This window comes from Roseiconus nitratireducens (assembly GCF_008629675.1).
Lineage (GTDB): Bacteria > Planctomycetota > Planctomycetia > Pirellulales > Pirellulaceae > Stieleria > Stieleria nitratireducens.
In genome coordinates this window covers 165,532-179,857 of record NZ_VWOX01000010.1, presented here as the reverse complement: position 1 = coordinate 179,857, position 14,326 = coordinate 165,532, and the positions used below count along the sequence as shown (strand labels likewise).

The window sequence follows — 14,326 nt, the reverse complement described above, 5'->3', positions numbered from 1 at the left end:
TTTCCAACGCCCGGAGACGGTGGGAAGGTCTCCGCCTAGCGCCGTTTCATCCGGTGAGGCCGATCGGCGCGCGTCGAGGGAGCATGCAGTCGTAGCTGCGGGAGCGCGTCCTTGTCGATGACCGGATCCGGATCGTTGGGATCGTCCGGCGGATCCTGAGCGTCGGTCGACTCGATCGATTGTTCGGAATCGGGAACAGGAGAGTCGGCCGACTCGCCGGCACCGTCGCGGGGCTTGAAGAATCGCCCCAGCGATCCAGCCAACAGGGCCGGCAACAGGATCAGGTCGCCAACCAGCGCCGCGGCCAACAGGACCAACATCAGCGTGCCGAAGCGTTGCGTCGGGGTGAACGTCGACAGGGCAAAAACGAACAACCCCACGCCACCGACGATGGTCGTCTGCGTCATCGCGGGTCCAACGCGACGGTACGTCATCTCCACCGCCTTCAAACGGTCATAGCCCCGGTCGATGTATGACCGAAACCAGCTGAGAAAGTGAATCGTGTCGTCGACGGCGACGCCCATCGCGACCGATGCGGTCATCATCGTGCCGATATCGACCAGCCGTCCCAGATGCCCCATCGCACCGAACACCAACAGCACCGGAAACATGTTGGGAATCATCGAAACGATCCCCGCCATCACTCCCGGACCCAGATTTGATCCCCGCAACATCCGAAGCGGCTTTCGGGCCGGGTTCAACAGCACCATCATCACCAGGGCGATGGAGACGAATGCCATCGCGATCGAACGGACCAGGCTGGCCAGCAGTGTCCGCTGCGCCTTGTAGACGACCGGCACGACACCCGTGTAAACGACTTGCAAAGCTCCCGATCCCGCAGCGTCGGGAATCTGGTCTCCGACCAATCGGTGCTCAATCGGCTTGGAAAAGATGTCGGTCCCGTCAATCACCAGATCCGCATCCGTAAATGCGCTCTGCGGGGGCGGCTGCTCATCGACCCAGATGGTCACATCAAACTGTTCCAGCAGCTTTCGCCATTTGTCGCTACCCACTTCCAGCGGCGCGTCGGCCGCGTGGGGGTCAAACCAGAACGGTCGCTTGACCGATTCGCCACGCAACAGCTCGCCTAAGGTCGACAGGTAAATCGAGCGTGTCCGAATCCGTTCCTCGTTGGGCTGGTCTTCGCTTTGACGCGGAGCGATCAGGTCGGTTTCGATCAAATCCTTGGGACGTTCGGCACCGACGATCAAAACACGCTCCGCGGAAGTCCCCTCGGGAAGCGATACCAGCTCTTCCAACATTGCATCCCGGGTGTCGTACGCCCGCAGCACCGGCTCGACCGCCGTCCGCAAGGTTTTGATAAACGCACCGTAGTCCACATCGGACAAGGCATCGACGCGGAGACTGATGCGCCACAATTCGCTGCCGGCGAACGGACCTTCCTGCTCCAAGCTCAGGTAGTCGTTTCGCAACAGCTCTTCACGCGACTTGCCGAGCTCTTTGTTGTACAAAGAACGTGTGTTCCAGAATGAATTGGAGACCGCCGGAAGGGGCGGCAGAAACGTGTCGGCACTGGTTGCGGTGCCGACAATGTTCAGCCCCGGCTCGCCAAGTGTTTCGTGGACGACGTGATTGATCCGCGAAACCGCCTCGACCCGCTCCAACATGTTCAACGCCGGCGAATGCGGGCCGGTCGAATCGGCCGGACCACTCGCAGTCCGGTCTTGCGAATCCGCCAGCTGCGTTTCATCACCATCCTGGCTCGTGACATCTTGCGGCGTGACGTCGACGGACTCGGCCGACGGGTCTTGCGAGGTCTCCATCGTGTGCGACTGCATCGCAGGCGGCACGCGCAGGACCAATTCCATAGGCACCAATTTGCCGAAATTCTCTTCCAACCATGCATAGTCCCGAATGATGCGTGATTGACTGTCGAACAGCTTCAGCAGCTGCACCGAGGTCTTGATCTTGATCAATCCCACACCGACCACCAACAGCACCCCCAAACAGGTCGAAGTGACCAACACGTGATGGCGACAGATCCAGCGTCCGGTCGCGGCCCATTGGTCCGACAGCCAGGTTTCCTTCTGCGCTTCTTCCTGGTCAGGGGTGTAGGTCGACGTCGCAGGCGATTCGGTGACAAAAGTCTGCAAGGCGGCCGGCAGGTACGTAAACAGAATGGCCAACGTCGCGATGACGCCGATCGCCGAATAGATTCCGAAATTGCTGATCGGTGCCAGATTGCTCGTGTAGAGCGATGCCAGTCCGATGGCGGTCGTGGTTGCCGCCAACGTGCAAGGGAAAAACGCGTGTCGCAGCGCCCGTTCTGCGGCCCCGCGACGTCCCTGTTTCCGCACCTCGTCGCGGTAGTAATTGATCACGTGGATCGCGCCAGAAAGCCCCAGCACATACACCAGCGACGGCATGCTCATCAGGACCGCGTCGACATTGCCGCCGGTCCAGTTCACGACCGCCATGCTGAGCATCGCCGCCGATCCGCCGACGATGAACACCATGATCGTGATTTTGACACTCCCGAAGCACAGGTACGACAACACCACGCCGACCAGGATGCTGTACCCGACCAGCCGGACGAGCGTGACGGTCCCTTCTTCGTCAATTGAGACGTTGTCGTACGGTGGTCCGCCAAGACGCAGGGGAGGTGTCCCGGCAATCGACTCCACCTCGGGACGATTAAACGGCGGCGGTGCCATGGACGGCGCGGCGGCAGGCTGGACGCCGGACTCTTCGGCCAGTTCCAGCAGTCGGCCCCTCGGTCCTCCCATCACGCCGCGTCCCAAGGCATAGGAAAGATTGTCCTTGGCCGCTTCGGTCAGTGTGATCAACAGCGCCGTCTGACGCGGCGGCGGTTGCAACTCTGCTGCATCGAACACCGCATACCAGGCTTCCGTCTGCACCTCCTGCATGGCATCGGGAAGCAGCGAACGGTCGCCATCCAATCGCTCCTCGGCGAACCCCGTCAACGTCTGTTCGACGATTGAGTCGAAGTTCTCGGGAATCGCGTCGCGTTCCGCCGCCGAGACAACCGAGCGAAAAGCTTGCGGCGTCCAGTCAAAATCAGCCGGAACCGCAGGAGCGAACAGCGAACCGGTCAGCCGCTGGATCGCGCGGCGTCGGGCCACCTCGGGACGCTTGGACTGGTCGGTCAAATCCACCGGCCACAACGGCCCGCCTTCTTTGGCAAGCTCCGCCGCCAGCGAAGCCCCCGTCTCGACCGTCCGGAACATCGGCGCGCAAACCAACGTCGGATCGTTGTAAAAGTTGTTCGTCCCCTCCGCTTTATCCTGGTCGCCAAAGGCGGCAACAAAGGTTCCCTCCAGCTGGTAACTACCCATCGCTCGCCGCAACGAACGGATCAGCCCCGCCGGCCCGTTGGACTGTTCCTCCCAACGATACAAACGACCGTCGGGTTTGATAAAGAACCAGCGTCCTTCACCGTCAGCCAGCCATTTCTCATGGGCACCGCCCCAGTTGTCATAGCGTCGTGACGCGGGAAGCAGACCGAGCCGCACGCCGTAGTCTTTGGCCGAACGCAAGTCGGCGGCCAGCTCCGGGTCGTCGACCCCCGCGGCCGGATCGGAGGTGGCACACTCATGTCGCAGCTTGGACTCGAGCAACTTCAGCCGCTGGTCCTTTTCCGTGCAGCCCGGCCAGGTGGCAACGACAAAACTTTCCCCGGCGAAGTGATCAGCAAACCATTCCAACTCGGACGTCTCGACAAAATCCGATGGCAACCAATCTTTGACGTCGTTCTCTTTCTTCTTCAGGCTCAATCGTGCCGAGCGGAACGCCGACGGCATCACGAAGAAAAACGCGAACAGGATCAGCAGCGCGACCGAGAGCCCCAGCGGAGTCTTTCTTTCCAGCAGTGGCCGCTTGTCGGAAGGGCTCGGTTGCTGCTGCTGGGGCATGAGCGAAAAGACACGTCGGGGGTGGCAAGAAGCGACCGGACGGGTCCCGGCGCGAAACGCGTAAAATACCGCCAAAGCGGGTAATCGTCTACTTCAAAGCCCTTCGACGAACTGCCAAGTTCGCCAATCCCACGCGGCTTGGAACGGTTCGCAAAACTTTTCCGTTCCGGCGCACACGATCGCAGACGGCCTTTACCCTCCCTCGGGAGGGTCGTGCCGTTGGATTTTGCCTCCCACCGGGAGGGTCGGCAACAGGCTCGCGAGCTTCTCCGGAGTTGGCTAACCCGTAGGTGAAGAAAGCAAGGTAGCTAGGCGACGGCGCTTCGAGGTAGCCGCGCTCGCCAGAACGTGGAAGATCGAAAGTCGGCCACCGTCTGGCGACGGTAGCTACGAGGAATTCCGAAAAACGATTGATTGGGCAAGGTGGTCTTTTGCACGCGCGACAGCTGGGCGACGACGTTTCGGTGCGGCGTTTCGGGGTAGCCGCGCTCGCCAGAGCGTGGAAGATCGAAAGTCGGCCACCGTCTGGCGACGGTAGCTACGAAGAATTCGTGACAAACGATTGATTGGGTTTACAGACAGATCCTGGTGCTGAATCCGATTCAGAGCCAGGTCCAGAGGACGGTTTGTGACCAGATCCACATTCCCCAACCGATCCCCAGTCCCGTGAACGCAAGCAACACCCAGAACTGCCATCTCGGCGGCGCGACAAAGTCCGGCCGCGGTGGCAGCCGCAACCACAGCACGACCGGAAACCAGCTCAGCACCGGCGGAAAAATGAACACGGTGGCGATCGCCGCAAGCACGGCTCGGCGGACGGCGATGCGATACCGCAGTTCCGCCTCCTCTTCTTGTTCGCTGCGCAGCGACAGGCGTGCCGGCGTGCTCTTGTCGTCTTCCGAGGATGAATGGATCAAGACCGGATGATACGGATTCCTCGACGAGGCAACTCCGGACTCCGTCGGCACCGCTTCGGGAGAGGCGAACGGATCACCGTCGAACTCGATGGATCCCTGGGCGACCGAGTCAGATGTCACGTCGCGTCCCGAAGTGGCGCGATCCGCCTGGCAATTCCAACAGTAATCAAAGTTGCCTTCGTTGATTTCATCGCAGCGGGCACATTGCCAACGCTTTTCCGACCGAGGTTCGGATTGATAGCGCTCGATCAACTCGATCGCGCGGGCGTAGTCCTCCTCACGCACCTTCACCTGAATCAGCGAATTCGTCGGCGCTCCGCCCATCCCGAGCGCGGTCGCCGCGTCGGTGCCGGAAACGATCGCATCGATGCCGTCGTCAAGCAGCAGATTGCGAATCGTGTAGCCAGACCACTGATCACCACAGCGTTGAACAACACGCAGTGCATCGGACATCTTCGAATTCCGCTCGGCTGACAAATGCGATTACAGGCAAACCAGTTCGGTACCGATTCGGATCAGCAAATGTCCGTGAGCGTAGGCCGGCGTGGCTCCCACCGGACCGCCCAAGTCGACGGAGCCAAGTTTCTCGAATTCGCTGGAAGCCTTGAGCAATGTCGCTTCGCCTTCCAAACTGATCAGCAACACTTTGTCGCCGACCAGGATCGGTGATGCGCCGTAGTTGCCACCGATCCGCTTTGTCCAATGCACCTTTCCGGTCGTCACATCAACACAAGACGCGACACCCTTGTCGTCGATGACAAACATCAGCTGTCCCTGGACCACCGATGTGGGAACGTAGGGTGCCGCACGTTCGATGCGATAGACTTCCTGCGGCTGATCGTCCGAGGACTTGGGCATCCGCACGGCGACCAGGTGGTTACCGCCACCGCCGCTGCCACTGGTTCCGATCGCCAAATCACCCACGACGATGGGCGAACTGACACAACGCATCGTGAAGACCGGCAGTCGCCACAGCATTTTGCCATCTTCAAGCGATAGCGCGTACAGGCCGTCGCCGGTATTGGCGCAGATCACTTTGCCGTCGTGCACGTACGGCTTGCCATAACATACGCGGGTCGATGTGACGGGCGTCTCCCACACGGTTTTGCCCGTCGACCGATCCAGTGCCAGCACGCGACTGCTTCCGGGCTGGCCGCTTTTGACCTGGTCGGACTGTTGCGAAAAGTTGAACAACAACAGATCCTCATACACCACCGGCGAAGTTCCGAATCCATGTTGGCTTTGCATCGTGCCGAAATCGCGCGACCAAATCTCATTGCCTTCGTGATCCAGGCATCGCACCCAGGTGTGGTCGCGATCCCCATGCGCCACGTACACGTGGTCTTGGTCGACCGCCGGCGTGCTGGAAGCCAACGTGTTGCGTGAATGAAGATGATTGGGAGCATTGGGAAACTCCCGTGCCCAGCGTTGCTGGCCCGACTGCAGGTCGATCGAGATCAAACGGATCGTGGGCGCCTTCGGAGAAGTCGCCAGCAAATAGACGTTCTGGCCCTGCACCGCCATCGAACCGACATCACGCGTCTGTAGATCAAAACGCCACCTGTAATCACCGTCGCTCCACTGGTTTGGGAGCTGGCCGTCGGCCACCACACCGGCCTGCTGCAGTCCATGGAATCCGGGCCAGTCCGAATCGGCGGCTCGTGATTGATTCGACACCAACAGCAAAGCGAGCGCTGCGATGCCCATCGGCACGGTTTTCAATCCAAAGCGAAAATGCGTCAAAACCATCATGACGGGACCAAACGGTGGGCAAGGTGGGAAGGTGCGTCGTTGCCGACAAACGTGCGACCGCCAATTCTAGCGGATGGGCGGCATTCTAGCGGATTGGCCGGTTGCAAAGGGGGCGGCCACGGTGACCCGAAGGCAGCGTTCGCCAAGGCCCCAACATTCTCACCCGACACCGACTTCAGAGCTAGGGTTGCTGCGGAAAAGTTTCACCTCTGCCGAACGACACGCGAAAAAGGTCGCATGGGCCCGTCCAAGTCCTCCAATACCGCGCCATCCACCCTACAGGTCCACCGCACCAGCGATCTTCGACGCTTGCTGGCTGACCGGCCGACCTGGGGGCGACTTGCTTGCGGGGTGCCCTTTCGCGACCCGAGGTGGCTGGCCCCCTGGTGGGACAGCTTCTCCGAATCCGCGGAAGCGTACGCGTTGGTCGCCAGCGATGAACGCTGTGTCATCCGTGGCGTCTTGCCGCTGTACCGTCGATCCAACCATGGCTATCGCGATCTGAACTTCGTCGGCGATGGCGCCGCGTGTTCTGACTACGTTTCCATTGCCTGCCGGCCGCAGGATTCGACCGCCGTCGCGCAGGCCATGGCTGCCTACCTGATGGACGTACGAGATGATCCCGACCACGGCTGGGATGGAGTGGAAATTGATGGCATCGCCGAATCGGACGAAACCATGCGTTCGTTCGCGCAAGCCCTGTTGGTGGGAGGCGCTGCCGTTCACGCGCATTCCCGCCAAAGCACCTGGCTGAGCGCACGTCGAGCCACCTGGGAAGACCACCTGCGTTCGATGGCCAAAACCACCCGGCGAAAGGTCCGCCGCTTCGGCGAACAGATCGATGGCGCAGGCGGATTGACCAAGCGCGTCGCAGAAACGGAAAATCAGGTCGACGCATTCCTTGATGAGTTGATCGACCTCCACCAGCGACGTTGGCGTGCCGAAGGTGTGGCCGGATCGTACCACGATTCTCGGATGGTCACTTTCATTCACTCGGTCGCGCAAGCCTTTTTCCTGTCGCAACGTCTGTACCTGCCAACCCTTTGGAAAGGCGACCGAATGGTCAGTGCCGAACTTCACATGATCGGCGATGACCGTCGCTTGTACTGCTACAGCAGCGGATATGATATCGATTCGTCGCATCTGCAACCGGGACGTGTGTTGCTCTCCGACACCCTCCGCGAACTCTATCGCCGCGACTGGACCGGCATCGATTTTTTGCGCGGCGACGAAATCTACAAGCGACGCATGGCGGCAACACCGCAACGCATTGTCTGCTTACGCGTGTTCTCGCCCAGCGCAGCCGGACGGATTCGATTTGAAACCTGGAGCGCTGGCTTCAACGCGAAACAATGGCTCCGTCGTCGCCTGGGAATCCCTCCCCTGTCTGTCGTGGGGATGTGCGAAACCGGCACACCTTCGCGCTAGCCGTCATCAACCTCGCGACAACCGGTTGACGATTGAAGGTCGTGCCGTGTTGCGCTGCACGTCAAAAACCTCGCGCGTGGTCTTTAGCGTCCGGCGACAAACCCGCGGCTAGCGTCACGCGGTTCACGCAACGTGGCGGTATCTAACCAGTGGAATGAGCGGCAAGGCGTTAGCCGCCAGTCGTGGCGAAAAACCCGCGGCTAGCGTCACGCGGCTCACGCAACGTGGCGCTGTCCAGCGTGGCTCGGTCAGACACGTGCAAACTCGCTGTCGCTGCCGTCGCGATCGCGGCGGAAAGTCACACTCTGGCGAGCGTCGCGACTTGTTTTCCGACGGAGCCTAGCGTCGCAGAATGCCGTACTTGAAGATGCACCACAGGGCGCTGACCCCGTCTTTCCAGCCGATCTTTTTTCCCTCGTCATACCAGCGGTGCTGGTACCGAATCGGCCGCTCCGTGAAGCGAAGTCCCATCCGTGCTAAACGCGCCGTCAGTTCGATCTCGATCCCGAATCGTGACTCCTGCAACTTCGGCAGAATCTTTTGCAGGTGTTCCCGAGGCATCATTTTGTAACACGTTTCCACGTCGCTCAGACGGATTCCGATGGCGATGCTTGCCAGCAGCGTGATCAAGCTGTTGACGCTCTGGTGCCACCACGGAGACAGCTGGCGATCATAGTGCCCATACCGGGTGCCGTAGGCGACGTCGGCCTCGCCCGCGATCAACGGCTGAAGCAGATAGCGAAAATCGGACGGGTCGTATTCACGATCGGCATCTTGAATCACCACGATTTGGCCCGTCGCGTGCGCGAAACCCGATCGAATGGCGGCCCCTTTGCCACGATTGGTCTCGTGTCCCAAGACAACGACGTCCGGCGCGTGCTCCAACCGCTTCATCGCCTCATAGGTACCGTCGTGACTGCCGTCGTCCACCAAGATGATCTGCATCGGCAAGCCGGTGGCCTGCAACCGTTGCACCACGTCGGCCACGGTTTCACTTTCATTGAAGACAGGGACCACCACCGAAAGCAGGAATCCCTCCGGCAGCGCAAAGATCGCCAGCTTGCGGCAGGCATCCATTCCCAGTTCGCGTTGCATCCGTGCGACGTATTCCGCACTCCAGTACCAACGGCTTGCGTCCAGCGATGAATCTGCAACTCCGCGCTGATCCGGGTTGCCGGCATCGCTTGGTTGCTCGGCTTCACGCAAATCGTCAGAGGCAGAATCGGATGGGACGGTCATCAAGTGATTGTTTCAAAATGGCGACGAAGCCTGGTCGGTGGCGACAGCTTAACAATTTGTGAAGCCGTCATGGTGCGTCTTGCGCGAGCGAAAAACGCGAAGCCACTTACCTCTGCATGTTGTTTGTTGAGTTGCCCAGGAACGGAAACGTCGATGGCATCGATCGAAAGACCAGGATGCAGCGTTGCCAAAAAAAAATGCGCACGTTTCGAGTCGGGAATTCTCGACAAATTCACCGAATGATCTTCGCCACCTCGTTCAAACGTCAAACTTTGTTGTTGACATCTGACGGGAACATCGCCAAATTTCCGACCACTTCGAACGTGCACGCGACAGAGGCAAGTTCGAACCTGATCCTCTCCTTTTCCTTCCATGCGCCGGAGACGTTTTGTCGTGAGCCGACAAACACGCTTGCGAAACTTGTTTTCGCCTTGCAACTCCCCTTCGCATTCCGAACTCGGGCTCGTGTTGCTATCACGTCAAACCCTTCACGGATGCAGCAGCACTGACTCGACGGACCATCGCGGCTTGACCGCCTGCACCCCCAGACCGCCGACTGCAACGCAACGGCACTTGGAGCCGGAATGGTGATCTGAAAACAATCCTTATTCGTATCGGTGACGGACCCATCGATGCGAAGGCGTCCGCACCGGATCGCGCGGACGTTGATTCCGGAAGACGGCGATACAGGACCGCCGGCAAGTCACACCCCGGCTTTGCACACAGGGACAGTAACTTCCAACTTTTTTGTCATCATTGGGTGATCGCGGCTTGATCCAGGAAGGACGCAAACGCTTTCGCTTTTTGACAAAACCAAGGGTCGCTCCTCACGGAAGAGGGTCGACCCTTTTTTTCTACCTAGCGATGCCCCGGGGCGAACGACCGCCCCGGGCACGACCGCGAGCACCGAAAGCCTACTGAGCCGGTTGCGACGCGACCGATTCGAAATCGCCGGCGGCCGCTTTGACCAGCGGTTCCCAGTTGATGTGCTTGCGAACCGCTTCGTTCACACTTTCAACCGTTGCCGCTTGAATCTGATCCGCGTGCTGGGCAGCGTATTCCATCGTCCGATCCATGAACAACGTTCCCAACAGCTCGGCCGCCAAAGCGGAATCATTCGACCGTTGGACGCGTTCGGATTGCAGGTAGGCGGTTTTGGCCTTCTCCAACTCTTCCTCCGTCACGCCATCGGTCCGCAGTCGCTGGATCTCCTCGGCCAACGCCTGCATCAAACGATCTTTGTTGCCCGGGTTCATGATCGCGTAGAGCAGGAAATCGACGCGGTCGTCCTTGGGACGCGCGCTGACGCTGCTGCGAATCGTGTAGGACAGCCCCTCTTGTTGTCGCACCCGATCGGCAAGCCGGCTGCTGAGCGAACCGCCGCCGAGGATGTAATTGCCCAAGACCAATGAGGCGTATTCGGGATCGGAATCGGACAGGTTCAGCTGCAACGTCGAAAAGAATGCCGCGTTGGCCTTGTCGGGCGTTTCGATCGTGTCCAACACACCCTTTGCATCCGGATTGGCGGGACGATCAACGCGAACATACGGCACGTCCGATTTCCAGTCGCTGAGGATCTCGTTCAGCTTGTTCGTCGTCTGTTCCGGGTCAAAGTCGCCGACGATCGCCAACTCGCCGATCTGCCCCGACAGCAACTCGCTGTAGACTCCCTTGATCTCTTCAATTTTGACCTGATCGTATTGGTCAATTTCCTCCTCCAGCGTTTGCACATATCGGATGTCCTCTTTTCCGTAGGGCGAGATTCCACGGCGCACTGAACGCAGGGCCCGAGTCATCGGGTCGTTGGTTCCCTTCTGCAGGCCGGTGACCACCTGTCGCTTGATCACGTCCAGCTCTTCGCCGCTCAACCGTGGATGCCGCAGGATGTCGCCGACCAGTTCGATCACTTCCGGCAGGAACTCCCGTTTGGTTTTCAGCGTGACTTGCAACAGCCCGGGGGTGCTGTTCATCTGCAGTTCGGCCCGCAGACGCGTCAATTCATCCTGCAACGCCTGATAGTCCAACGACTCCGTTCCCCGCATCATCAGCATGCCCAACAGTTCGACGGCGCCCAGCCGGTCTCTCATCGTGTCGGCCGTTCCATACCGAAGCGCCAGGTTCAACGAAACCGATCCGCCGCGTGTTTGTTTCGGCAGCAATGCGTACTTCACCCCGGTCCCCAACTCGCCTCGCTGAGTGCGTTCTTCGATGGCCAAGGGAGACGGATCAAACTGTTCCCCCTGCTGAACTCCCTCGCGTCCCTTGTAGTCCTTTAGTTTGGCGATCAGGTCCGGTGATTCAGGAATCGTCACCCGCTCCGCCTTCTCGGTCGGAATGAACAGCCCGACGGTGCGGTTGTTGCGAACCAGGTACTTTTCTGCCGCCGCCTGGACCTGCTCCGCGGTCAGAGATTCAACGACGTCGCGGAACAAGAAGTACAGCCGCCAGTCGCCCTGGGCCGCCCATTCGCTGAGCGAAACGGCTAGCTGGTCGGTGTTGGCGGCTTCCAATTCACGCTGCTTCAGGATCTGTTGCTTGGCGCGCTCCACTTCTTGCTCGGTCACCGGGTTCTCGGTGAAAGAGTCTTCCAGGACGGACAGCAACTGGGTGCGTGCCTGTTCCAGGGAATGGTCTTCGGGGATTTCCGCAATCGCCATCAACAAGCCGGGTTCGGTAAACGCGTAGGCCAGAGAGTAGACGTTGCTCGCAACCCCCGGCTCTACCAGTTGCTGGTACAGACGACCGCTGGGTTCATCGCCCAGAATGATCGAAAGCGCTTTGACCGCTGCGAAGTCGGGATGGCTGCCGGCGGGAATGTGATACGCGGCGCCGGCCAACTGCACGTCGCCCACGCGCCGCAGCACCACGGTCCGCTCACCATCCTGCGGCGGTTCGGTGGTGTAGGTGGGATCGATGGGCGATTCCGGAGCGGTCAGTTTCCCGAAGGTCCCCTGAATCATCTCCAACGCCTTTTCGGGTTGGAACTTGCCGGCCACGATCACCATCACGTTGTCCGGACGATAGTACTTGCGATAAAACTCACGCAACTTGACCACTGGCACCCGTTCGATGTCGCTGCGGTTTCCGATCGTCGACTGGCCATAGTTGTGCCAATCGTACGCGGCCGACTGCATCCGTTGCATCAGAACGCGGATGGGGGAATTCTCGCTCCGCTCGAATTCGTTCCGCACCACAGTCATTTCACTTTCCAGATCCTGGCCGCGGATAAAGCTATTGACCAGGCGATCGGATTCCAGCTCCAAAGCGAACCGCAAGTTGTCTTCACTGGCGGGCATCGTTTCGTAGTAGTTGGTTCGGTCGACCCACGTCGTGCCGTTGAAACGGGCACCACGGTTTTGCAGAACCGTGGGGACTTTCGGAAATGCCGGAGTGCCCTTGAACAACATGTGTTCCAACAGGTGCGCCATCCCGGCTTCGCCATATCCCTCGTGGCGAGAGCCGACGAAGATGGTCATGTTGACCGTCACCACTTCTTTGCTTTCATCGGGAAACAGCAGCACGCGGACACCGTTGTCCAGCCGGTACTCGGAGATCCCTTCGATTTCATTGACTTTCATTACTTCATCGGACGCCTTACCGTCCGACTGATCCTCGTCGGGTTGGGACTGGGTGGAGGAATCGGCTGGCGGTGACTGACCGCGACCATATTGCGGCGAAAACACCAAGAACGCGAACAAGATCGCGGTGAGGGGGGCGTGTCGCTTCACTTTCAAGTCTCTTCCTGTCAGGGAGATAGATTCGGGACCTTCGCGATTGTATCGATTCAACCGTGATTGGATAACAGACCGGGACCTTGCCGCCGCAACGAAAAAGCGCGAAAGTGGAACGCTCCAGCGCTCAACGGCTGTCAGGCGGGACGGCGCCGCGTCGGACGCAGCGACGGTGGCCGGAGCCGAAAGAATTCACCCAGCCACCCGCTGGCGACGCCAGGACCATTTGTTGCTTCAGTCACGCGCGCTGCAGCTCAAACCGGCACCCCGCGGATTTTTATCCGGCCCCACATGAGGACGGCGATCGATGGAGAACGAAAATTGGATCGATGTGGCTTCCGCCGCCGACCTGAAGGCCCGGGGGGCAATGGAAGTCGTACTCGAGGGCAACATCATTGCCCTGTTCAACGTCCAGGACGTCCCCTACGCGCTTGACGGGCTGTGCGCCCACCAGGGGGGGCCGATCGCCAAGGGACAGATCTCCGAGACCGACCGGAAGCAACCCTGCGTGACCTGCCCCTGGCACGGCTGGCAATACGAGCTGGCCACCGGAATCCAAACCGTCAATCGACAACCGTTGCAGCGAACCTTTCCGGTCCGCGAACGGGACGGCAGAATCGAAATCCGGCTCGACGGGTGAGGCAAGCCGACAGCTGACGCTCCCGACCCGACCGCGGCACGATCATTTCCCGGCAGAATGTCGCTTCACACCGTGTTGGTGCCGCACGATCTCCCCGTCGACCAGATAAATCACTTCTTCGGCCAGGTTCTCTGCCAAGTCGGCGATCCGCTCCAAGTGCCGTGAAGCACTGAAGCAGTGCACTGCCGGCTCGATCAGCTCGGGATTCTTTTTCATCACCTCGTGCAACTGGTCGATGATGACGCGATTGAGGGTATCGACCAGATCATCCATCTGAATGACGTCGGCAGCCATGTCGGAATCGCTGTTGACGAACGAGTCCAAGGCACGTCGCACCATCCCGATGGCCGCATCGACCATCTCGGAAAGTTCCTCGGGAACCTGGAATAACGGAAAGCGGGCGAGTGCCTTGGCGCGTTCGGCGATGTTGCAAGCGGTGTCAGCCATCCGCTCCAATTCACCATTGACTTTGATCACCGCGATCAGCCAGCGCATGTCACCGGCAACCGGTTGATGCAGCGCCAAGATCTTCAGGCACTCCTCTTCGATTTCGATGTCCGTCTGATCCACGGCGGCATCGCTTTCCATCACGCGATCGGCAAAGTCCGGACGGCGTTGGACCAGCGACCGCACGGCCATGTGCGTCATCTGTTCGACGACGGTGAACTGCGCGACCAATCGTTCGCGTAAACTTTCCAGTTCGCGCTGCAAGACTTTTGACATGAT

General features: G+C 59.8%; 9 protein-coding genes. 2 read left to right on the top strand and 7 right to left on the bottom strand.

The genetic code is table 11. From position 1 onward, the window contains the following. Nucleotides 1–35 precede the first annotated feature (35 nt). The 3 genes from FYK55_RS17825 to FYK55_RS17815 form a co-directional block, all read right to left on the bottom strand. Entirely contained in the window at nt 36–3,893 is a 3,858-nt protein-coding gene (locus FYK55_RS17825) for an efflux RND transporter permease subunit (RefSeq protein ID WP_150077804.1), read from the bottom strand. A 602-nt stretch (nt 3,894–4,495) separates the two neighbouring features. Further along, on the bottom strand, nt 4,496–5,263 hold the full coding sequence (locus tag FYK55_RS17820) for a putative signal transducing protein (RefSeq protein ID WP_150077803.1): 768 nt from the start codon (nt 5,261–5,263) through the stop codon (nt 4,496–4,498). Between the two features lie 30 nt (nt 5,264–5,293). After that, nucleotides 5,294–6,562, bottom strand: a complete 1,269-nt coding sequence (locus tag FYK55_RS17815) for a PQQ-binding-like beta-propeller repeat protein (RefSeq protein ID WP_235908781.1) — start codon at nt 6,560–6,562, stop codon at nt 5,294–5,296. 237 nt (nt 6,563–6,799) lie between these two features. Between FYK55_RS17815 and FYK55_RS17810 the strand changes: the two genes are divergently transcribed. Further along, nucleotides 6,800–7,990, top strand: coding sequence for a GNAT family N-acetyltransferase (locus FYK55_RS17810; protein WP_161604599.1), 1,191 nt, complete (start codon nt 6,800–6,802; stop codon nt 7,988–7,990). Between the two features lie 339 nt (nt 7,991–8,329). Here the strand turns inward: FYK55_RS17810 and FYK55_RS17805 are convergent, their stop codons facing one another. The 3 genes from FYK55_RS17805 to FYK55_RS17795 all read right to left on the bottom strand — a co-directional run bounded on the left by FYK55_RS17805 (nt 8,330) and on the right by FYK55_RS17795 (nt 12,957). Next, nucleotides 8,330–9,229 (bottom strand): glycosyltransferase family 2 protein, encoded by a 900-nt coding sequence (locus FYK55_RS17805; protein WP_150077801.1) that lies wholly within the window; start codon nt 9,227–9,229, stop codon nt 8,330–8,332. After that, a complete protein-coding gene (locus FYK55_RS17800; RefSeq protein ID WP_150077800.1) occupies nt 9,229–9,498 on the bottom strand; it encodes a hypothetical protein in 270 nt (89 codons plus the stop codon). The genes FYK55_RS17805 and FYK55_RS17800 overlap by 1 nt, the downstream gene beginning before the upstream one ends. Nucleotides 9,499–10,143: 645 nt before the next feature. After that, on the bottom strand, nt 10,144–12,957 hold the full coding sequence (locus tag FYK55_RS17795; protein ID WP_235908796.1) for a M16 family metallopeptidase: 2,814 nt from the start codon (nt 12,955–12,957) through the stop codon (nt 10,144–10,146). Nucleotides 12,958–13,267: 310 nt separating this feature from the next. Here FYK55_RS17795 and FYK55_RS17790 point away from each other — a divergent pair, with 310 nt between their 5' ends. After that, the gene (locus FYK55_RS17790; RefSeq protein ID WP_150077799.1) at nt 13,268–13,600 is read left to right on the top strand and encodes a Rieske (2Fe-2S) protein; all 333 of its coding nucleotides are present in this window, start codon (nt 13,268–13,270) and stop codon (nt 13,598–13,600) included. Nucleotides 13,601–13,642: 42 nt separating this feature from the next. Here the strand turns inward: FYK55_RS17790 and phoU are convergent, their stop codons facing one another. Beyond that, entirely contained in the window at nt 13,643–14,323 is a 681-nt protein-coding gene (gene phoU, locus FYK55_RS17785) for a phosphate signaling complex protein PhoU (protein WP_150077798.1), read from the bottom strand. Nucleotides 14,324–14,326: the final 3 nt, after the last annotated feature.

Bases quoted from the DNA above. Each gene is read 5' to 3' on its own strand.
- FYK55_RS17820 (WP_150077803.1), bottom strand. From the start codon at position 5,263: ATGTCCGATGCACTGCGTGTTGTTCAACGCTGTGGTGATCAGTGGTCT.
- phoU (WP_150077798.1), bottom strand. From the start codon at position 14,323: ATGTCAAAAGTCTTGCAGCGCGAACTGGAAAGTTTACGCGAACGATTG.
- FYK55_RS17825 (WP_150077804.1), bottom strand. From the start codon at position 3,893: ATGCCCCAGCAGCAGCAACCGAGCCCTTCCGACAAGCGGCCACTGCTG.
- FYK55_RS17815 (WP_235908781.1), bottom strand. From the start codon at position 6,562: ATGATGGTTTTGACGCATTTTCGCTTTGGATTGAAAACCGTGCCGATG.
- FYK55_RS17805 (WP_150077801.1), bottom strand. From the start codon at position 9,229: ATGACCGTCCCATCCGATTCTGCCTCTGACGATTTGCGTGAAGCCGAG.
- FYK55_RS17810 (WP_161604599.1), top strand. From the start codon at position 6,800: ATGGGCCCGTCCAAGTCCTCCAATACCGCGCCATCCACCCTACAGGTC.
- FYK55_RS17790 (WP_150077799.1), top strand. From the start codon at position 13,268: ATGGAGAACGAAAATTGGATCGATGTGGCTTCCGCCGCCGACCTGAAG.